Raw genomic sequence first — 18,230 nt, 5'->3', positions numbered from 1 at the left:
CGTACCATGATCGTCACGCCTGTCGTTATGCCCATCAAGAGCGTCGAATACGACCACCCGCAAGCGGGCCTGTCGTGCACCGCCCAGGCCTGGGCGCGCGCGCCCGAGACCCCCGACGCGGCCGAACGGGCCGCGCTCAAGGCGCGCATCCGCACCTTGCTGCGCGAGCGCGAAGCGGTGCTGGTGGCCCATTATTATGTCGACGCCGACCTGCAGGACCTGGCCGAGGAAACCGGCGGCTGCGTCTCCGATTCACTGGAAATGGCCCGCTTCGGCCGCGACCATCCGGCCAGGACGCTGGTGGTGGCCGGGGTGCGCTTCATGGGCGAGACGGCGAAGATCCTGTCGCCCGAAAAAACCATCCTGATGCCGGACCTGGATGCCACCTGTTCGCTCGACCTGGGTTGCCCGGCCGACGAATTCGCCGCTTTTTGCGACCAGCATCCGGACCGCACGGTGGTGGTCTACGCCAACACCAGCGCGGCCGTGAAAGCGCGCGCCGACTGGATGGTGACGTCGTCGATTGGCCTCGACATCGTCGCCCACCTGCACGCGCAAGGTAAAAAAATCCTGTGGGCGCCGGACCGTCACCTGGGTTCGTACATCCAGAAAAAAACCGGCGCCGACATGCTGCTGTGGCAGGGCTCCTGCCTCGTGCACGACGAGTTCAAGGGCATCGAACTCGAGCTGCTCAAGGCCGATTACCCGGACGCGATCGTGCTGGTGCACCCGGAGTCGCCCGCCAACGTGGTGGCGCTGGCCGACGTGGTCGGCTCGACCACGCAGCTGATCGACGCCGCCCGCGGCATGGACGCCACCACCTTCATCGTCGCCACCGACAACGGCATCCTGCACAAGATGCGCGCGGCCGCGCCGGGCAAGCACTTCATCGAAGCGCCCACCGCCGGCAACAGCGCCACCTGCAAGAGCTGCGCCCACTGCCCGTGGATGGCCATGAACGGCCTGCGCAACCTGGCGGCGGTGCTGGAAAACCTCAACAACGAAGTGTTCGTCGATCCGCAGGTGGGCCAGCTGGCCGTGCGCTCGATCGACCGCATGCTCGATTTCGCTGCCGCCAAAAAAGCGCGGGCCCTGCCCGCTGGCGCGCTGGCGCAAGAATCCACACTGTTTTCCGGAGTTGGCCCTGCATGAGCAATTTGCGTAATCCCCACAATACTTTCGACGCCGCCCTGCAACAGGCGTTCGAGGCGAATATCCTCTCGGCCCTGCTGGAAGACGTCGGCAGCGGCGACCTGACCGGCCGGCTGGTGCCCGACGACACCCGCATGCGTGCCCGCGTGATCGTGCGCGAGGACGCCGTCCTGTGCGGCGCACCGTGGTTCGACGGCGTCATGCAGGCGCTCGACCAGGACACCGAGGTGACCTGGAACTACGCCGAGGGCGCTGCGATGATGGCTGGCAGCGTGGTCTGCACCATCGAGGCGGCGCCGCGTGCGCTGCTCACGGCCGAGCGCTCGGCCCTCAATTTTTTGCAGCTGCTCTCCGGCGTGGCCAGCGCCACCCGCAGTTTCGTCAATGTCGTCGCCGGCACCCGTGCGGCCATCCTCGACACGCGCAAGACGCTGCCGGGCCTGCGCCAGGCGCAGAAATACGCGGTGCGGGTGGGCGGCGGGCAGAACCAGCGCATGGCCCTGTTCGACGGCATCCTGATCAAGGAAAACCACATTGCCGCCGCTGGCGGCGTGAGCAAGGCGCTGGCGGCCGCGGCCGCACTGAACGCCGGCAAACCGGTGCAGATCGAGGTCGAGACGCTGGCCCAGCTGGCCGAGGCGCTCGAAGCGGGCGCCGTGTCGGTGCTGCTCGATAATTTCGAACTGGCGCAGATGCGCGAAGCGGTGCAGCTGACCGCCGGTCGCGCCCTGCTCGAAGCGTCCGGCGGGGTGACCATGGAGAGCGTGCGGGCGATCGCCGAAACGGGCGTCGACCGCATCTCGATCGGCAGCCTGACCAAGGATGTCAAGGCGACCGATTATTCGCTGCGCATCGTCGACTAAGCTGCGCTAAGGGGCAGACTGGTCGACCGTGATCAGTTTGTCCGTCTCGAAGCCCAGGCTTTTTGCTTTTTGCACCAGGCGCGCGCGCGTGGCCGCGTCGATCGTCGGCGTGCGCGACAGGATCCACAGGTACGATTTGTCGGCGCCGCTGACCATCGACACCTGGTACGCGGGATCGAGATCGAACACGATGTAAGACGCATAGAACGGTCCGAAGAACGACACCTTCAGGTAGGCCGCGTCGGTCCCCTCGACGAAATACGCTTTGCCTTCGGCCTGCTTCCACTCTTTTTTGGCGACGTCCAGGCCCCGGTTGAGCACCTTGATGCCGCCGTCGGGGCGCATGCTGTAGTCGGCCGTGATGTGTTCGAGGCCCCGCTCGAAGCGGTTGTCGAGGCGGGCGATTTCGTACCACTTGCCCAGGTACCTGGCGCTGTCGAACGGCGTCACCGGGGTGACGTTGGCCGGTTTGCTCACGCAACCGGCCAGTAAGCTCACCCCGAGCAGGGCGATACACAGGTGTTTCATTGGTGCTTCCTTGTTTTTTAATGGGTGGGAAATGCTTGTGTCAGCGCCGCCGCCAGTTGCGGCAGCAGTTGCTCGGCGGAGGCGTCCAGTTTCAGGTCCAGCAGTTCGTCGGCGCGGGTGATGCCCAGGTTGATGGCGGCAATCGGCTTGCCGGCCGCCGCCGCCATGCGGCAAAAACGAAAGCCCGAAAACACCATCAGCGACGAGCCCACCACCAGCAGGGCGTCGGCCGCGTCGACCCGGCGCACCGCCTCGATCGTGGTGGCGGCGGGCACGCCATCGCCGAAAAACACCACGTCCGGCTTGAGCGTGCCGCCGCAATCGGGGCAAGGCGCAACGTCGAACCGTTCCAGGTCGTCAGCGTCGACGTGGGCGTCGCCGTCGGGTGCGGCCAGGGCGGCTACGCCAATGTGGTGCGGATTGCGCTCGACCAGCATGGCCTGCACCTGGGCGCGCGAGAACAGCCGCTGGCAGTCGAGACAGACCACCTGGTGAATGCTGCCATGCAGTTCGAGCACGTCGGTGCTGCCGGCGCGCTGGTGCAGGCCATCGACGTTCTGCGTCAACAAGGGGGCGATCCGTCCCGCCGCCTGCAGGCTGGCCAGCGCCCGGTGGGCGGCATTGGGCAGGGCGCCGGCCATGGTGGCGTAGCCGATCATGCTGCGTGCCCAGTAGCGCTTGCGCACGGCGACATGTTTTCTGAATTCGGGTCCCTGGACGGGGGTATTTCCGCGGCGCACGCCGTCGCGCCCCCGGTAGTCGGGTATGCCGGAGGCGGTGCTGATGCCGGCGCCACTGAGGACCAGCACGCGCCGGTTGGCGTGGAAGAATTCTTCCAGTTGCCCCAGCATGTCTGCCGTATCCGTGATGATGTTTTCTTCAGCAAAAGATTGCATTTTAATTAAATTGACCCCACATTGGTATTTCTTCAATCTAACAGAAAGGATGATTATGCGCCGCCCCCTGCTGTCCCTGTTGTTCGCTGCCACCGCCTTCGCGTGCGGCGCCGCCTGCGCGCTCGAGCCCGCACAGCCCGCCTACATTGGCAAGCGTGTCACCAGCGCGGCCGATGAAGCCGCCATCCGCCAGGTGGCTGCGCAGTTCCAGGCTGCCATCCGCAGCAAGGACGTCAAGCTGCTCTCGACGCTGGTGCTCAATTCGAACATCCCGTTTGATGCCCCCGGTTCGCCGGAGATGATCGCGCGCGTACGCGACAAATTCGACGTCAGCTATGACGGCGTGCGCAGCGGCGGCTTCGGCTCGTTCGCCCGCTTCATCGGCGAATCGAAGGAGCCGCTGGAAGAAAAATTCTACAACCTGAAAATCACCCAGGACGGCCACGTGGCGTGGCTGCTGTTCGACTATGAATTCCTGCAGGGCGGCAAAACCTCGAACCACGGCATCGAAGCGTGGCAAATGATGAAACACCTCGACGGCAAGTGGAAAATCGCCAGCGTCATCTGGACCGCCAATTATTTGCCGGAATAGCCCTTCAGGCGGCGCGTGACGACCAGGCGATGCCGCCGACGATCAGCGCGAAGGCGGCCAGGTGGTACAGGTGGGGCGCCTCGTGCAGAAACGCCAGCGACATCAGGGCCGCGAACAGGGGCGTGAGGTTGCTGAAAAATGCCGCAATGGTGGGACCGGCGCGCTGCACGCCGGCGCCCCAGCAGCGAAACGCCGTCAGCGCCGGGCCGATTGCCACGAAGGCCAGCACGGCGGCCAGTTGCCAGCTCCAGGCGATATGGCGCGGCCCGCTGCCCCATTCGACGGCGGCAAGAGCGCCAGACCAGACGACACCGTACATGACCTGGGCCAGCAGGAAGGCGGCCCAGTCGGCGCGCAGGGCGGGTCGATCCTGCGGTTGGATCAACAGCCAGCTGTAGAACGACCAGCAAATCGTCGCCAGCACCATGAACAGGTCGCCCGGCACCAGCCGCAAGGCCAGCAACTGCTGCCAGTCGCCCCGCGCCAGCACCAGCAGCACCCCGGCAATCGACAGCAGCGCGCCGACGATCTGGCGTCGGCGCAGCGGCGCATGGAAGAACAGGGCGCCGACGAGCATCATCCACACGGGCATGCCGGCGGCGACCAGGGTGACGTTGATGGGGGTGGAGGTTTGCAGCGCCAGGTATTGCAGGGCGTTGTACAGGCCCACGCCGAACAGGCCAAGCAGGCTGTAGCGGCGCCAGCCACGCAGTACGCCGCTGCCGCGCACAAACACGGCGCGTCCCAGCGGCAGCAGGATCAGCAGCGCCAGGCTCCAGCGCAGCAGGTTGAGCGTCATCGGCGGCACCGCCTCGCGCACCAGCCGGCCGACGATGGCGTTGCCGGCCCACAGCAGGGGCGCGGCCGTCAGCAGCAGGGCGGTCGATGCCGTCAGCTTGCGGGACATGGCGCGTCAGCCCGGCCTAGCGGCGCGGCGGCGTCAGGATGCTGGGCAAGGCCTTCGGCAGGGTGGCGGGATAGTCGCGCGAAAAGTGCAGGCCGCGGCTTTCGCGGCGGGTCAGGGCGCTCTTGACGATCAGTTCGGCCACATCGACCAGGTTGCGCAGTTCCAGCAAGTCGTGGGTAATGCGGAAGTTGCGGTAGTACTCGTCGATTTCTTCCTTGAGCAGGGCGATGCGGTGCTGGGCCCGTTCGAGACGCTTGTCGGTGCGCACGATGCCCACGTAATTCCACATGAAGCGGCGCAATTCGTCCCAGTTGTGCGAAATGACCACTTCCTCGTCGGCGTTGGTGACGCGGCTCTCGTCCCACTGGGGCAGGGCAGGCACGTTGATGGGGCCCTGTTCGGCGATAAAGCGGGCGCATGCGCGGCCGATCACCAGGCATTCGAGCAGCGAGTTGCTGGCCAGCCGGTTGGCCCCGTGCAAACCGGTGCAGGCCGTCTCGCCCACCGCATACAAGCCTTCCAGGTCGGTGCGCCCGGCCAGGTCGGTGACCACGCCGCCGCACGTAAAGTGCACGGCCGGCACCACCGGAATCGGCTGCCTGGTGATGTCGATGCCGTATTCGAGGCAGCGGGCGTAGATGGTGGGGAAATGCTCCATCAGGAATTCGGGCGACTTGTGGCTGATGTCCAGGTTGACGTAGTCGATACCGCGTTTTTTCATCTCGAAGTCGATGGCGCGGGCGACGACGTCGCGCGGGGCCAGTTCGCCCCGCTCGTCGTGGGCCGGCATGAAGCGGGTACCGCCGGCGGCCCCCGCTTCAGGCGGCAGCAGCAGCAGGCCGCCTTCGCCGCGGATTGCTTCGGTGATCAGGAAGGACTTGGCAAACGGGTGGTACAGGCAGGTGGGGTGGAACTGGATAAATTCCATGTTCGACACGCGGCAGCCGGCGCGCCAGGCCATGGCGATGCCGTCGCCGGTGGCGGTGTCGGGATTGGTGGTGTACAGATAAGTCTTGCCGGCGCCGCCCGTGCACAGCACCGTGTGCTCGGCCTCGAACGTGAGCACGGCGCCGGTGCCTTCGTCCTGCACGTACAGGCCCAGGCAGCGGGGCGTGGACGGCGTCGGCGTGGCGGCGTTGCCGGGGGCGGGCGCGAGCTTGTCGGAGCTGATCACGTCGATGGCGCAGTGCTGCTCGAACACGGTGATGTTCGGGTGCGCGCGCACCTTCTGTTCGAGCGTGACCTGGACCGCGTGGCCGGTGGCATCGGCGGCGTGGATGATGCGGCGCTGGCTGTGGCCCCCTTCGCGCGTCAGGTGAAAGCCCATCTCGGCGTTGGCGTCGCGGGTGAACGGCACGCCCTGCTCGATCAGCCATTCGATCGCTTCGCGGCTGTGGCCAATAATGTAGCGGGTGGCGGCTTCGTCGCACAGGCCGCCGCCGGCGATCAAGGTGTCGTTGACGTGTTCGTCGACGCTGTCGTTGGAATCGAGGACGGCGGCGATACCGCCTTGCGCCCAGTTGCTGGCGCCGTCGAGCAGGGCGCGCTTGGAGATGATGGCAACGGTGCGGGTTTGTGCCAGGTGCAAGGCGACCGACAGGCCGGCCAGTCCACTGCCGACGATAGCGACGTCAAATTTCATGGTGTCATAGTGATGTGTACGAGAGGCATCACTATAGACGATTTGTCCGGGCCCTGCCGCGGCGCTGGCCGCGCGCCGCGTCGATGGCTACCACGACACCATCCAACTGGCACAGGTGGCGGCGCGCAGGGCGTCCCCGTCAAGGCGGCCGCCGGCTGCGCGGTCGGCCGGCGCGGGCGCGGCGTCGTCGATGATCTGCACGCGATTGCTGGTGCCGGCACGCTCGACCAGCGCACGCAACTGGCGCACCTCGGCCTGGGCGGGCGTCGGGCCGGCCCAGGCCGAGGTGGCGGCCACCACCAGCACCTGGCCCGGAAAGGCGCACAGTTGCTCGGCCAGTCCGGCCAGCCGCGCGCCGCTGGAGGGGCCGCGGCGGGGCGGCTGCGAGCGGCGCCAGAACAGCGCCGCGCCGATCGGTGCCGGTGCCGGCACGGGCGGCGCCAGCATGTGCGCCGTGCGCGCAGCGTTTGCGCGGCGGCGCGGATCGAGCAGCAGCAGGGCGCGCACGCGCGGGTCGATACGGGCGCAGGCGCTGGCGGTGGCGATCGCGCTGCCGCTGCCGGGCGCCAGCAGCACCACTTCGCGCACGCCCGGCACCTGCTGGCAAAACTCCTGCACCGCCGCGCGCACGTCGCTGTCGTTGTAGTCGCAGCCTTCGCTGTCGCCCACGCCGCGGCGGTCGAAGCGCATCACGGCGAAGCCGCGCCGCGCCAGCGCCCGCGCCAGCATGGCGAACTGGCGCTGGGCGCCCAGCCGAGAATCGGGCTGGCCAGCCACCACCAGCACGCCGCGCGGCAGCGGCCGCTCGGGCAGGTCGATGATGCCTATCATGCTGCTGCCCAGGCAATTGAAGCGGATCGCCCGCTGATCGCAGTTCATGGCGCCAAGGGGGGATCGGCGAAGGCGCGTGCCGTCGCCGCCAGCAGGGACGGGCATTCGGGCCGGGCCGGATCGGCCCAGAATGGCAGCAGTTCGACGGCGTGATAGTGCAGGTCGATGCCCGCTTGCGCCCAGCGGGCGGCCAGCCGGCGCGGCATGGCGGCGCTGCTGAACCAGTGCACCGTGCACGGGGCCAGCGCGAGATCGTGGGCATCGCACGCTTCGATGCCGCGCACCAGCGCCAGGTCGAGTTCGAAACCGGCCACCTCGATGTGGCCGCGCGCGCCGAGCTGGGCCCGCAGGTCCTTCACGGCGGGCAACTGGTGCGCAAGCCCGCGCGAAGCCGGCGCCGTGGCGGCCAGTTGCTGGCGCAGGAACTGGTTGACGCAGGTGCGCCCCTTGACCACGGGCTGCCACAGGATCAGGCCATCGACGGGGCGGCGGCAGGCCAGGTCGAGGGCCAGCAGGGCGCCCAGCCGCAAGCCCCATACATGCAGCGCGCCCGCCTGGCGCAAGGCCAGCCAGTCGGCCGCCACCGCCAGGTCCTGCTGCCACTGGGCCCAGCGCCCGGCGGCGAAAGCGCCGCAGCTGTCGCCGCAGCCGAACAGGTCGATTTGCAGGACCGCATAGCCCAGCGCGGCAAACGCGCGCGCCTGTTGCGCCGCCATGCGCCGGCTCAGGTTGAGCTCCTCGGCGAACGGGTGGACGTAGAGGATGGCGCCGCGCGGCGCAACGTGCGGATTGGCCGCGTGGTACAGGCAGAAGCGGGTGCCGGGCTCGACATCGAAAAAAAACGGTTCGACCTGCGGGACGACATGGTAGGGCGCGTTCATGAGAAGTCTCCAGCGTGCGGGCGCCGCCGCGCCGACGCCGCGCGGGCGGAAGCGGCGCGGCCGGCGGGCTTGCGGCCCGTGCATAACAATTAGACACCTGGCGGCCCCGGTGAATTTGAGCGCGCACAATCAACAGCCTCGGCCGTAAATATTGCGAAAAATCAACGTCAGGCGCCGCCATTCTCCCAATCATGAAACGCGTGATGGCGGCGGTCCATCGGCCGTCCTGCCGCCCTTCCCGGGAGAATGCGATGCGTGTAGGTATACTGACTTATCCGATGCTGTTCCAGCGCGACGGCAACTTGCGCAGCGCCGTGCGGGCCCTCCTGGCGGCGTTCGCGCGCAGGCGCCCCACCGCGCTGTTCGGCGCGGTCGAGGCCTCGCTGGTCGATCCGCTGCGCGAAAATCTGGATGACTACGACCTGATCCACGTGGTGGGGGCGGCCCACGGCAATCACGCGACCGTCGAGGCCGCTGCCGCCTGCGGCGTGCCGGTGGTGCTCACCCCCTTGATCGCCGGCAGCTGGCGGCGCGCCGATGGCGTGCGCGCGCGCGCCGCCGATCGCCTGCTGGCGCACCTGCTGGGGCGCGAACTGCAAACGAGCTACGCACAGATCGGCCAGGCCCTGCGGACGGCCACGCTGGTGGTGGCACAAAGCAGCCGCGAGCGGCGCGCCATCATCGACGCTTTCCTCACGCCGCCCGCCCGGGTCCGGCTGGTGGCGCACGGGGTCGACCAGGCCTGGTTCGACGCCGAGCCCACCGTGTTTCGCCAGCGCAGCGCGATTCGCGGCGAATTCGCGCTGATGGCCGGGCCGCTGTCGCCACGCCACGACCAGTTGGGGGTAGCGCGCGATTTGCAGGCACTGGCGCTGCCGCTGGTAGTGGTGGGCAGCGCCCTGCAGCGAGACGCCCGCTACGTCCAGCAACTGCGCGCGCTGCCCGCCGTGAGCGTGCTGGGCGAGTTGCATGGCCAGCCGCGCCTGCTCGCCAGCGTGTTCGCCGCCGCCAGCATGCTGATCATGCCCGTGCACGGCGAAGGCGCCGATGCGGGTGCGCTGGCGGCGCTGGCGGCGGGCACCGCCGTGCTGGCCGATCCGCTGGCCGCCGAGGACCTGCCCGATGACGACTACGCCGTCAAGCGCCGCCGCGCGCGCGACTGGCGGGGGCGCCGCAGCGCCATCGTCGGCCTGCTCGAGGCGCCGCCGCTGCGCGAGCGCGTGCGCGCCCTGGTGCACGCGCACGGCTGGGATCACATCGCCACCGCGCTGCTCCATTGCTACGCCGATGCCATCGCCCTGCACGGCCCGACCAGCAATGTGTTCACGGGCGCCGCGGGGGGCGGCAAACTGCTCGCCCGCGCCCCGCGCTGACCGGCCGGCGCGGCGCCAGCAGTTGCTGGTAGAGGGGCCGATAGCGCTCCACGCACACTTCCCAGTTGCGCTGGTACTCGATGAACCAGCGCGCGGCTTCGGCCAGCGCCGGCCAGCGCGCACGCGCGGCCAGCAGCACCTCGAGTGCGTCGGCCAGCGCGCCGGCGTCGTCGGGCGCGAACAGCAGGCCGCTGCGGCCGTGCGCAATCAGGCTGCGGTGCGCTGAAGTGTCAGCGGCGGCGATCACGCAGCCGCGCGCCATCGCCTCGAGCAGGCTGCGCGGCGGCGCCGCCGCCAGTTGCGCGCCCGCCTGCGGGAACACGACGATGTCGGCCAGCCCCTGCAGATGGGCGCTGGCGCCGGCCCCAGCGTCGTCCGCCAGCAGGTGCACCTGCCCGGCCAGGCCGCGCCGCGCCGCCATCTGCACCACCTCAGCGCCGTGCCGCCCGGCGCCGGCGATGAGCAGGCCGACCCCGGGACGGCGCCGCTGCAGCATGGCCAGCGCCGCCAGCAGCAACCGGGCGCCGTCCCCATCGGCGCCCAGGCACACGCCAAGCAGCGCCGCGCCGCCGTGCGCGTGCGCGCGGCGCGCGTCGACGGCGCCATAGCGGGACACATCGAGCGCGTCGGGCACCACGGTCAGGCGGCGCGCGGAAACGCCGCCGTCGCGCAGGCGCTGGCCCATCGCTTCGCTGTTGGTGACGACGGCGCCGGCACGGGCGGCCAGCCAGGCTTCCAGGGCGCGCATGGCGTAGCCGGCACAGATGCCGGCGCTGGCCGGGCGCGCCGGGCCGGTCCAGATCGACCCGGCCGCCGAACACGCCGCCGGCGCATGGGCTTCGAACAGCACCGGCAGGCCGTGGCACCGCCCCACCCACAGCGCCGCCACCACGTTGATCAGCGGCGAATGGGCGTGCAGCAGGTCGGGCCGGGTCAGCCTGACCACCTGGCCCAGCCGCTGCGCCAGCGCGCTGGCGGTGCCGGCCAGCGCAAGGGGCGCAAGGTGGGCAGCCGCCGCGCGCGGCGCCGGCGTGCGGTAGAACTGCCAGCCACCGGCAGGGGGGGGCAGCGGGGCGCACGCCGGCTGGTGCGGACCGGTCAGCTGGCAGGTGTGCCAGCCGAAGGCGCGCTGCTGGCGCAGGATCGCCATCACACGCCAGCTGTAGCGGCTCACGTGCGGCGGAGAATGGTCAAGCAGGTGCAGGATGCGGATGGGCCTGCCCGCCGCGCCGGCAATGGGCGGGCGCGGCGGCTGGGGTAGCGGGTGCGGTCGATCGTGCATGCGGCCTCCGTCATGACGCGATGGCGCGATCGTCGCGTCCATGGCAGGGCCGCAGTGTACGCGGCGCGGCGCGGGCACGGCAGCAGGCGGCCGGCGCGGCTGCGCTGCGTCAAAGCGGCCATTGCTCACGAAAAACAGGGTTTGTCCGTCGACAAACGCAGGCGCGGACGGCGGAACTCGGCCATTGGCGGCCCGGTCTGATGTTGGCCAGTGCCGGCGCCCATCGATCACCCTGGAGACCATCCCGATGATGCTAGACGATACTTCCCTCGCCAGTTTCTCCGTTTCACCGCGCGCCACCGTTCCCGCCGCCCCGGCCGTCCCGGTCAGCGACGTCAAGCGGGCCCTGCACGACGGCACCCGCCAGGTCCGCCGGCAAGATGGCGCGGCCGAACAGGTGTTCCATATTCGCCTGGCCGACAGCAGCTCGCACCAGCAAGCGGCGCATCTGCTCATTCGCAAGATGTACGGCTGGCGCGGCTATGCCGTCGAGGCGGACGGCGGCGGCCCGTCCGGCCGCCTGACCCTGTTTGCCGAATGCCACGGCGTGGTGGTGGGCACGCTGGGGCTGTGCCTCGACGGCGCGGTGGGGCTGCCGGCCGACGAAAATTTTCGCGAGCAGCTCGACATCCTGCGCGACCAGGGCCTGCGCCTGTGCGAGCCGTCGCGGCTGGCCATCGACGCCGGCATGACCAAGCGCGTGTTCGCCAGCATGATCCACGTCTCCTACCTGTATGCGCACGTCCTGCACGGCTATTCCGACTACATCATCGAAGTCAATCCCCGCCACGTGGCGTTCTACCAGCGCATGCTGGGCTTCGAGCGGGTCGGCCCGGTGCGCCCGTGCAGCCGGGTCGGCGCGCCCGCCGTGCTGCTGCGCCTGCCACTGAGCGTGATGGCAACGCAGATCAGTGCCTGCGGCGGCCGCCCTGAACTGCAATCGGACGAACGCTCGTTTTATCCCTTTTTTTTCGCGCCGGCCGAGGAGGCGGGCATCATCGCCCGCCTGCTGGCCGCGCGCCGCCAGGAGTGAGCATGGCCGAACACGACCCCCGCACCAGCAACACCGTCGATCTGATGCAGGCGCTGCGCGCCATCGTCGGCGCTGCCCATGTGCTCGACGACGCCGCCAGCCTGCGCCGCTACGCCAGCAGCACCGCGGGGGCCGACGCCGGCACCCGGCCGCTGGCGGTGGTGCGGCCCGGCGGGCGCGCCGAGGTGGTGGCCATCATGGCGGCCGCCAGCAGCCACAGGGTCGCCGTCTACCCCGTCAGCACGGGCAAGAACTGGGGCTATGGCGACGCCTGCGCGGTCGGCGCCGGGCAGCTGATCCTGGAACTGGCGCGCATGGACCGCATCGTCACGGTCGATGCCGAACTGGCCTACGCCGTCATCGAGCCGGGCGTGACCCAGGGCCAGCTCGCGGCCTACCTGCGCGAGCACCGCATCGGCTTGTGGTGCGATTGCACGGGCGCCGGCCCCGACACCAGCCTGATCGGCAATATCCTCGAACGGGGCTTCGGCCATTCGCCCTATGGCAACCGGTTTCATCACATCTCCGGCATGCGCGTCGTGCTCGCCAGCGGCGAGACCCTGTGCACGGGCTTCGGCCACTATCCGCAGTCGCAAGTGAGCCATCTGTTCAGCGCCGGGGTCGGCCCCGCCCTCGACGGCCTGTTCACGCAGTCGAACCTGGGCGTGGTGGTGGAACTGGGCATCTGGCTGATGCCGGCCGCCGCCTGCGTCAGCCAGTTCATCGCCACCGTGCCGCGCCAGCAGGACCTGGGTCCCCTGATCGAGGCGCTGCGGCCCTTGCGCCAGGACGGCACGCTGCGCAGCGTGGTCCACATCGGCAACGACCTGCGCGTGGTGTCGGGGGCCTGCACCTTTCCCTTCGCCCAGGACGGCGATGGCGCGTCCCCATCGAGCCGCCTGAGCCCGGACTTGCGCGACGATCTGCTCGCGCGCAGCGGCGCGCAGGCGTGGACCGTGTCCGGCTGCCTGTACGGCAGCGCCGCCCAGATCAGGGCAGGCCGGGCGGCGGTGCGCCAGGCGCTGCGCGGCGCTGGTGCGCGCACGGCGTTTTTCGACCAGCGTTCGCTCGACGCGGGTGCGCGTGCCGGCCGCCTGCTGGCCTGGTGCGGCCTGGGCAAGGCGCTGCTGGCCAGGGTGGCGCTGGGGCGCGCCCTGCTGGCGATGGCGCAGGGCGTGCCGAACGGGCGCTTTCTGGCCGGCGCTTACTGGCGCCGGCGCGGCGGCCTGCCGGCCGGCTTTCCCCAGCGCGCCGATCCGGCGCAAGATGGCTGCGGCCTGCTGTGGGTGTCGCCCATCCTGCCGATGCAGGGCGCGCACGCGCTGGCCCTGCAAAAGCTGGTGGCACCCCTGTTCGCCCATCACGGCTTCGACCTGTTCATGACCATCAGCCTGATCAACGAACGCGCCCTGTGCGCCGTGCTGACGGTGGCGTTCGACCGCGACAATGCCGGGGAGGCGGCGCGCGCGCGCGCCTGTCACCGCGCCGTGTTCGACGCCGTGATGGCGGCCGGCTATCTGCCGTACCGGGTCGGCATCGAGTCGATGGCCGCGCTCGATGCTGGCGGCGACGTGTTCTGGCAGGTGAGCGCGCGCATCAAGGCGGCGCTCGACCCGCAGGGCCTGATCGCGCCGGGGCGCTACGAACCGGCGGTGGCGCGCCGGCTGCGCCAGGGGCGTGCAGCGTGACGCGACTGGCCGGGCGCCGGCCCGCTCACGCGGCGCCGCCCTCGTGCAGTCCGATCAGCCGCTGCGCCGCCGCCAGGAAATCGGTCGTGCCGATGTCAGCCAGGTCGAGCTGGGCGGCCTCGTGGAAGCGCGTGAAATTGCGGTCGATCGAGCGCAGGTAGGCGGGGTCGTAATGGTCGACCAGCAACTCGTCGACCAGCTGCGCCATCTGGCCGCCGTTGGCCAGCGCGTGCCAGCCATCGATGCGGGCGCGCCCGTGCAGCTGGGTCAGGCAGTCGAGCTGGGTGTTGAGCAGGGCCGGGTCGCGCGTAAAATGCTGGTAGTCCTCCATCAGCAGGCGCACCCGGTTCGGCCGCGCCAGGTTCAGCGAGATGCACGGCGCCGCGCGCATCTGCGTCATCAAGGCGTCGGGCACGCGCAGATTGCCCACTTTCTTGCTTTCCGACTCGACAAACACGGGCCGCGCCGGGTCGAAGTGGCGCAGCTTGTTCCAGATGCGCGTTTCGAACATTTTTTGCGAGGGCTGGGGCGCGTCGGGCAGGTGGCCCAGCACCGAGCCCCGGTGGGCGGCCAGCTGTTCGAGGTCGAGCACCTGCGCGCCCAGGCCGTCCATCACTTCGAGCAGGCGGCTCTTGCCACTGCCGGTGGTGCCGCACACGACCTGGAAGGGCAAGGACGGCGGCGCCGCCAGGGCCAGGCTGACCGCCGCCCGGTAGGCCTTGTAGCCGCCGTCGAGCTGGATCACGGGCCAGCCGATTTTCGCCATCACCAGGGCCAGCGAGCCGCTGCGGTTGCCGCCGCGCCAGCAATAGACCAGCGGCGTCCAGTCGCGCCCCTTGTCGAGAAACAGGGTCTCGATGTGGCGCGCGATGTTGCGCGAGACCAGCGCGGCGCCCACCTTTCTCGCCTCGAAAGCGTTCACCTGCTTGTACATGGTGCCGACGATGATGCGTTCCTCGTCGTTGAGCACGGGGCAGTTGATGGCGCCAGGAAGATGGTCGAGGGCGAATTCGGCTTCGCTGCGGGCGTCGATGATGGCGTCGAACGCGTCGAGCCCGGGCAGGACGTCGTCGAAGGCCTGGACGGCGGGGTACTTCATGGGGCGCAGGTTTTCATTGGGTTCCGACAGGGTAGTGAGGCGAGGAGCAGCGCGGCGACGGCATCAGGGTGCTTTGACCAGCGGCAGCAGGACGGGGTAGATATTGGCCAGGATGGCCGGGTGGGCCTGGGCGGCCGGGTGCAGGCGGTCGGCCTGGAACAGCTCGGCTTTTTCGGCCACGCCCGCCAGCATGAACGGCACCAGCGCCGTTTTCATGTCCTGCGCGACCCGCTTGTACATGGCGAAAAAACTGTCGGTGTAGGCACGGCCGTAATTGGGCGGCATGCGCATGCCCACCAGCACGACCTTGGCGCGGTGTTGCTGCGCCATCGTCACCATGGCGCGCAGGTTCGCTTCGGCGGCCGGTACGGGCAGGCCGCGCAAGCCGTCGTTGGCGCCCAGTTCGATGACCACCAGGCCCGGTTTGTACTGGCTCAGCAGCGCGGGCAGGCGGGTGCGCCCGCCCGCCGTGGTCTCGCCGCTGATGCTGGCGTTGACGATGGTGCTGTCGACGCGCTCGGCTTTGAGCCGGCTTTCCATCAGCGCCACCCAGCCGGCGCCGCGCGCCAGGCCGTATTCGGCTGACAGGCTATCGCCCAGCACGAGCACCGTTTTTGGTGCAGAATGGGCCAGCGCCGGCGCCAGTGCGGCCGCCAGCATCAGCACCAAACTGAACATTGATCGAGTGATAAAGACAAGCATGCGTGACATTCCCGAAGCATCAAAACATAGTGGGGGCGAGCAAGCCTTGCAGCCGGCCGCCATCGAAGTGAAGCAGTTGTCGAAGCGGGTGGCCGATGCCAGCGGTGAGCTGACCATCCTGCACAGCATCGATTTTACCGTGCAACGCGCGCAGACGCTCGCGATCGTGGGCGCCTCCGGCTCGGGCAAGTCGACCCTGCTCGGTTTGCTGGCCGGCCTCGACAATCCATCGACCGGTACCGTGCTGCTCGACGGCGTCGATATCTTCGCCCTCGACGAAGATGGCCGGGCCCGCCTGCGCATGGAAAAGCTCGGTTTCGTGTTCCAGTCCTTCCAGTTGCTCACCCACCTGAGCGCGCTGGAAAACGTCATGCTGCCGCTCGAATTGCGGGGCGACCCCGGCGCCCGCGCCAAGGCCACCGACATGCTGGCGCGGGTGGGCTTGTCGAGCCGCCTGAAACACTATCCCAAATTCATGTCGGGCGGCGAGCAGCAGCGCGTGGCGCTGGCGCGCGCCTTCGTCACCGAGCCGCCGCTGCTGTTTGCCGACGAGCCCACGGGCAGCCTCGACGCCGCCACCGGCGAAGCGGTGATCCAGTTGATGTTCGAACTGAACCGCGAACGGGGCTCGACCCTGGTGCTGGTGACCCACGACAGCCACATCGCCGCCCGTTGCGGGCGCACCATCACCATCGCCGCCGGCCGCCTGGTGTAGCGCCGTCTCTCAACTGGCGGCGTGCTGCGCCACCAGTGCATTGAGCAGCGCGCGCACCGCCAGCGGCAATTCGCCCGCCGTCAGCCCGATCGGACCGACGCCCTGCTCGACCAGCCGGTCGGCGGCGGCGCCGTGCAGCCAGACGGCGCCGCAGGCGGCCTGGCGCGCCGGCCAGCCTTGCGCCAGCAGCGCGCCGCACAGGCCGGCCAGGGTGTCGCCGCTGCCGCCGGTGGCCAGGCCCGGATTGCCATTGGCATTGATCACCGCCACCTCGCCGGGGGCGGCGATGATGCTGCCCGAACCTTTCAGTACCACCACTGCCTGGTAGCGCGTGGCCAGCGCGGCCGCCGTGGCCAGGCGGTCGCGCTGGACCTCGGCGGTGCTGATGCCCAGCAGGCGCGCCGCCTCCAGCGGGTGCGGCGTGAGCACGGTGGCGTGCCCGTGCGCGGCGCGCGCCGTCAGGCGCTGCGCCAGTTCGACGCTGGCCGCCACCAGGTTCAGGCCGTCCGCGTCGAGCACGATGGTGGCGTCGCCGGCGAGGGCGTCGGCCAGCAGGCCCATCGCCTGCGCCGAGTCGCCCAGGCCGGGGCCGATCACCAGCGTTTCCTGGTTGCTGGTGCGGCCCAGGTGCTGGTCGGCCGCCAGGCGGAACATGATTTCAGGATGCACGCTGTCAAAGCCGCTGCCGCCGTCGAGCGCGGCGACGATCACCCGGCCGGCGCCCGCATACAGCGCGCAGCGTGCCGCCAGCACGGGCGCGCCGCTCATGCCGGGGGCGCCGCCGACGATCATGACGTCGCCGAAGCTGCCCTTGTGGCTGTCGTGGCGGCGCGGCCGCAGCTGCTCGGCGAACAGTTCGGTGCTGTTCAAGCACATGGTGGCCGCGGCCAGTTCGCCGGCCGCCACGCCGAGCGCTTCGAGCTGCACCTGGCCCGCGTGGTCGCGCCCCGTCAGGGTGTGCAGGCCCGGTTTGTCGGCCAGGAAGGTGAGAGTGCGCAGTGCGTTGACGGCGACCCCGTGCGGGCCCACCACGGTGCCGGTGTCGGCATCGAGCCCGCTGGGCACGTCCAGCGCCAGCACCGGCCAGCGCCGCGCATTGAGCGCCTCGACCAGCGCGCGGGCGGCGCCGTCCAGCGGCCGCGCCAGGCCGATGCCGAACAGGCCATCGACCACCAGGCCCGGCTCGCGCTCGGGCAGGGCGTCGATGAAGCGGGCCGGGGTGGCGCGTGCGCGCGCGAGGGCGTCGGCCGCTTCGCCCGACACGCGCGCGCTGCCGGCCAGGTGCAGCACCATCACATCGACACCCGCGTTGGTGTGGGCCAGGTTGGCGGCCGCTTCGAGGGCGTCGCCACCGTTGTTGCCCGGTCCGGCCAGCAGCAGCACGCTGCGGCGCTCCTTGGGCAGTCCGGCTATGAGCGCCAGGGCGACATTGGCGGCGGCCTGGCCGGCCCGCTGCATCAGGGTGCCGGCGGGCAGGGTGGCGCTGGCGGCGCGTTCGATGGCGCGCAATTGCGCGACGGTGTACAGAAATTTCATGGGCATCCAGGTTGCGGCGCGCGGCGGCGCCTGTTTGGGCGGCAGGTAAGCGCTATCGAGTCAGTGTCAGCTTGTATTTTCGCTAAAAACACGCGGCAATGCGAGTACGATTGGCAGCGCCTTGTGACTGGCTCGAAATTTCGGTGTGAGCGCTGGAACCGCCACACTGCAAGGCATTACCGAGGCCGACGAGACGTTCTTGCTCGAATCGGAGAAGGGGAACCGGCTCAAAACGTCAACGCTTATCACAGCCGCTTTAAACGGTGGCACCATCACTTCAACGGCGTGGCCACGCGCTATCTGGACAATTACCTGGGCTGGTGCTGGGCCATCGACCTGCGCCGCATCGGCAACGCCGAGCGCTTGCTCGCAGCGGCGCTCGGTCAATTCGGCGCTTGAGCTCGAAAGAAACTCAACAGCTAACCATCATGAGGGATCATATTTCTTCGCCCCCGCGCATGAAAGCGGCGGTAAGCGCAAGATGGAAGTCGGCGCACAAGACAACAAAAG

The 18,230-nt window shown here is 69.5% G+C and carries 17 protein-coding genes and 1 pseudogene; 8 read left to right on the top strand and 10 right to left on the bottom strand.

Going from position 1 to position 18,230, the window contains the following annotated elements; translation table 11 throughout:
* The first annotated feature begins 6 nt into the window (after positions 1–6).
* Complete coding sequence (gene nadA / locus ACP7EY_RS22355; RefSeq protein ID WP_426197484.1) at positions 7–1,152, top strand: quinolinate synthase NadA; 1,146 nt, start codon at positions 7–9, stop codon at positions 1,150–1,152.
* A complete protein-coding gene (gene nadC / locus ACP7EY_RS22350; protein ID WP_426197483.1) occupies positions 1,149–2,015 on the top strand; it encodes a carboxylating nicotinate-nucleotide diphosphorylase in 867 nt (288 codons plus the stop codon). The genes nadA and nadC overlap by 4 nt, the downstream gene beginning before the upstream one ends.
* Before the next feature lie 6 nt (positions 2,016–2,021).
* Here the strand turns inward: nadC and ACP7EY_RS22345 are convergent, their stop codons facing one another.
* Positions 2,022–2,543 (bottom strand): lipocalin family protein, encoded by a 522-nt coding sequence (locus tag ACP7EY_RS22345; protein WP_426197482.1) that lies wholly within the window; start codon positions 2,541–2,543, stop codon positions 2,022–2,024.
* 17 nt (positions 2,544–2,560) lie between these two features.
* Positions 2,561–3,439 carry an NAD-dependent protein deacetylase gene (locus tag ACP7EY_RS22340; protein WP_426197481.1) on the bottom strand — a complete coding sequence of 293 codons (879 nt, stop codon included), beginning with the start codon at positions 3,437–3,439 and terminating at the stop codon, positions 2,561–2,563.
* A gap of 55 nt (positions 3,440–3,494) precedes the next feature.
* Here ACP7EY_RS22340 and ACP7EY_RS22335 point away from each other — a divergent pair, with 55 nt between their 5' ends.
* The gene (locus tag ACP7EY_RS22335) at positions 3,495–4,031 is read left to right on the top strand and encodes a YybH family protein (RefSeq protein WP_426197480.1); all 537 of its coding nucleotides are present in this window, start codon (positions 3,495–3,497) and stop codon (positions 4,029–4,031) included.
* A 4-nt stretch (positions 4,032–4,035) separates the two neighbouring features.
* On the opposite strand, the gene ACP7EY_RS22330 is transcribed toward ACP7EY_RS22335, so the two are convergent.
* The 4 genes from ACP7EY_RS22330 to ACP7EY_RS22315 form a co-directional block, all read right to left on the bottom strand.
* Complete coding sequence (locus ACP7EY_RS22330; RefSeq protein WP_426197479.1) at positions 4,036–4,938, bottom strand: DMT family transporter; 903 nt, start codon at positions 4,936–4,938, stop codon at positions 4,036–4,038.
* Positions 4,939–4,954: 16 nt separating this feature from the next.
* On the bottom strand, positions 4,955–6,580 hold the full coding sequence (nadB, locus tag ACP7EY_RS22325) for an L-aspartate oxidase (protein WP_426197478.1): 1,626 nt from the start codon (positions 6,578–6,580) through the stop codon (positions 4,955–4,957).
* 87 nt (positions 6,581–6,667) lie between these two features.
* Positions 6,668–7,459: an alpha/beta fold hydrolase gene (locus tag ACP7EY_RS22320; RefSeq protein WP_426197477.1), complete on the bottom strand. Its 792-nt coding sequence runs from the start codon at positions 7,457–7,459 to the stop codon at positions 6,668–6,670.
* Complete coding sequence (locus ACP7EY_RS22315; RefSeq protein WP_426197476.1) at positions 7,456–8,292, bottom strand: hydrolase 2, exosortase A system-associated; 837 nt, start codon at positions 8,290–8,292, stop codon at positions 7,456–7,458. The genes ACP7EY_RS22320 and ACP7EY_RS22315 overlap by 4 nt, the downstream gene beginning before the upstream one ends.
* Positions 8,293–8,543: 251 nt before the next feature.
* On the opposite strand from ACP7EY_RS22315, the gene ACP7EY_RS22310 reads away from it, so the two are divergent.
* Positions 8,544–9,665, top strand: coding sequence for a glycosyltransferase (locus tag ACP7EY_RS22310; RefSeq protein ID WP_426197475.1), 1,122 nt, complete (start codon positions 8,544–8,546; stop codon positions 9,663–9,665).
* Here the strand turns inward: ACP7EY_RS22310 and ACP7EY_RS22305 are convergent.
* Complete coding sequence (locus tag ACP7EY_RS22305) at positions 9,616–10,947, bottom strand: glycosyltransferase family 4 protein (RefSeq protein ID WP_426197474.1); 1,332 nt, start codon at positions 10,945–10,947, stop codon at positions 9,616–9,618. The two genes, ACP7EY_RS22310 and ACP7EY_RS22305, sit on opposite strands and share 50 nt — an antisense overlap.
* A 247-nt stretch (positions 10,948–11,194) precedes the next feature.
* Here ACP7EY_RS22305 and ACP7EY_RS22300 point away from each other — a divergent pair, with 247 nt between their 5' ends.
* Together ACP7EY_RS22300 and ACP7EY_RS22295 are read left to right on the top strand one after the other, a co-directional pair.
* Positions 11,195–11,980, top strand: coding sequence for an N-acyl amino acid synthase FeeM domain-containing protein (locus ACP7EY_RS22300; protein WP_426197473.1), 786 nt, complete (start codon positions 11,195–11,197; stop codon positions 11,978–11,980).
* Positions 11,981–11,982: 2 nt separating this feature from the next.
* The gene (locus tag ACP7EY_RS22295) at positions 11,983–13,668 is read left to right on the top strand and encodes an FAD-binding oxidoreductase (RefSeq protein ID WP_426197472.1); all 1,686 of its coding nucleotides are present in this window, start codon (positions 11,983–11,985) and stop codon (positions 13,666–13,668) included.
* A 25-nt stretch (positions 13,669–13,693) separates the two neighbouring features.
* On the opposite strand, the gene mnmH is transcribed toward ACP7EY_RS22295, so the two are convergent.
* On the bottom strand, positions 13,694–14,767 hold the full coding sequence (gene mnmH, locus ACP7EY_RS22290; protein WP_426197471.1) for a tRNA 2-selenouridine(34) synthase MnmH: 1,074 nt from the start codon (positions 14,765–14,767) through the stop codon (positions 13,694–13,696).
* Between the two features lie 63 nt (positions 14,768–14,830).
* Positions 14,831–15,445, bottom strand: coding sequence for an arylesterase (locus ACP7EY_RS22285; protein ID WP_426197470.1), 615 nt, complete (start codon positions 15,443–15,445; stop codon positions 14,831–14,833).
* Positions 15,446–15,467: 22 nt separating this feature from the next.
* On the opposite strand from ACP7EY_RS22285, the gene ACP7EY_RS22280 reads away from it, so the two are divergent.
* Positions 15,468–16,184 (top strand): ABC transporter ATP-binding protein, encoded by a 717-nt coding sequence (locus ACP7EY_RS22280; RefSeq protein ID WP_426197469.1) that lies wholly within the window; start codon positions 15,468–15,470, stop codon positions 16,182–16,184.
* Positions 16,185–16,193: 9 nt separating this feature from the next.
* On the opposite strand, the gene ACP7EY_RS22275 is transcribed toward ACP7EY_RS22280, so the two are convergent.
* On the bottom strand, positions 16,194–17,720 hold the full coding sequence (locus tag ACP7EY_RS22275) for an NAD(P)H-hydrate dehydratase (protein ID WP_426197468.1): 1,527 nt from the start codon (positions 17,718–17,720) through the stop codon (positions 16,194–16,196).
* A gap of 228 nt (positions 17,721–17,948) precedes the next feature.
* Between ACP7EY_RS22275 and ACP7EY_RS22270 the strand changes: the two are divergent.
* Positions 17,949–18,119 (top strand): annotated as a pseudogene (locus ACP7EY_RS22270) (IS1595 family transposase); the annotation flags it as partial.
* Positions 18,120–18,230 lie beyond the last annotated feature (111 nt).

It is taken from the genome of Massilia sp. DWR3-1-1 (genome assembly GCF_049898325.1).
Lineage (GTDB): Bacteria > Pseudomonadota > Gammaproteobacteria > Burkholderiales > Burkholderiaceae_D > JAFCUW01.
Note: the sequence above shows the minus strand (reverse complement) of the source record. Positions and strands in the feature narration are given on the sequence as shown.

Excerpts from the sequence above, each read along its gene's own strand:
- ACP7EY_RS22320 (WP_426197477.1), bottom strand. The coding sequence starts at position 7,459 with ATGAACTGCGATCAGCGGGCGATCCGCTTCAATTGCCTGGGCAGCAGC.
- ACP7EY_RS22315 (WP_426197476.1), bottom strand. The coding sequence starts at position 8,292 with ATGAACGCGCCCTACCATGTCGTCCCGCAGGTCGAACCGTTTTTTTTC.
- ACP7EY_RS22310 (WP_426197475.1), top strand. The coding sequence starts at position 8,544 with ATGCGTGTAGGTATACTGACTTATCCGATGCTGTTCCAGCGCGACGGC.
- ACP7EY_RS22335 (WP_426197480.1), top strand. The coding sequence starts at position 3,495 with ATGCGCCGCCCCCTGCTGTCCCTGTTGTTCGCTGCCACCGCCTTCGCG.
- nadC (WP_426197483.1), top strand. The coding sequence starts at position 1,149 with ATGAGCAATTTGCGTAATCCCCACAATACTTTCGACGCCGCCCTGCAA.
- ACP7EY_RS22300 (WP_426197473.1), top strand. The coding sequence starts at position 11,195 with ATGATGCTAGACGATACTTCCCTCGCCAGTTTCTCCGTTTCACCGCGC.
- ACP7EY_RS22340 (WP_426197481.1), bottom strand. The coding sequence starts at position 3,439 with ATGCAATCTTTTGCTGAAGAAAACATCATCACGGATACGGCAGACATG.
- mnmH (WP_426197471.1), bottom strand. The coding sequence starts at position 14,767 with ATGAAGTACCCCGCCGTCCAGGCCTTCGACGACGTCCTGCCCGGGCTC.
- ACP7EY_RS22345 (WP_426197482.1), bottom strand. The coding sequence starts at position 2,543 with ATGAAACACCTGTGTATCGCCCTGCTCGGGGTGAGCTTACTGGCCGGT.
- ACP7EY_RS22285 (WP_426197470.1), bottom strand. The coding sequence starts at position 15,445 with ATGTTCAGTTTGGTGCTGATGCTGGCGGCCGCACTGGCGCCGGCGCTG.
- ACP7EY_RS22305 (WP_426197474.1), bottom strand. The coding sequence starts at position 10,947 with ATGCACGATCGACCGCACCCGCTACCCCAGCCGCCGCGCCCGCCCATT.
- ACP7EY_RS22280 (WP_426197469.1), top strand. The coding sequence starts at position 15,468 with ATGCGTGACATTCCCGAAGCATCAAAACATAGTGGGGGCGAGCAAGCC.
- ACP7EY_RS22275 (WP_426197468.1), bottom strand. The coding sequence starts at position 17,720 with ATGAAATTTCTGTACACCGTCGCGCAATTGCGCGCCATCGAACGCGCC.
- ACP7EY_RS22330 (WP_426197479.1), bottom strand. The coding sequence starts at position 4,938 with ATGTCCCGCAAGCTGACGGCATCGACCGCCCTGCTGCTGACGGCCGCG.
- nadB (WP_426197478.1), bottom strand. The coding sequence starts at position 6,580 with ATGAAATTTGACGTCGCTATCGTCGGCAGTGGACTGGCCGGCCTGTCG.
- nadA (WP_426197484.1), top strand. The coding sequence starts at position 7 with ATGATCGTCACGCCTGTCGTTATGCCCATCAAGAGCGTCGAATACGAC.
- ACP7EY_RS22295 (WP_426197472.1), top strand. The coding sequence starts at position 11,983 with ATGGCCGAACACGACCCCCGCACCAGCAACACCGTCGATCTGATGCAG.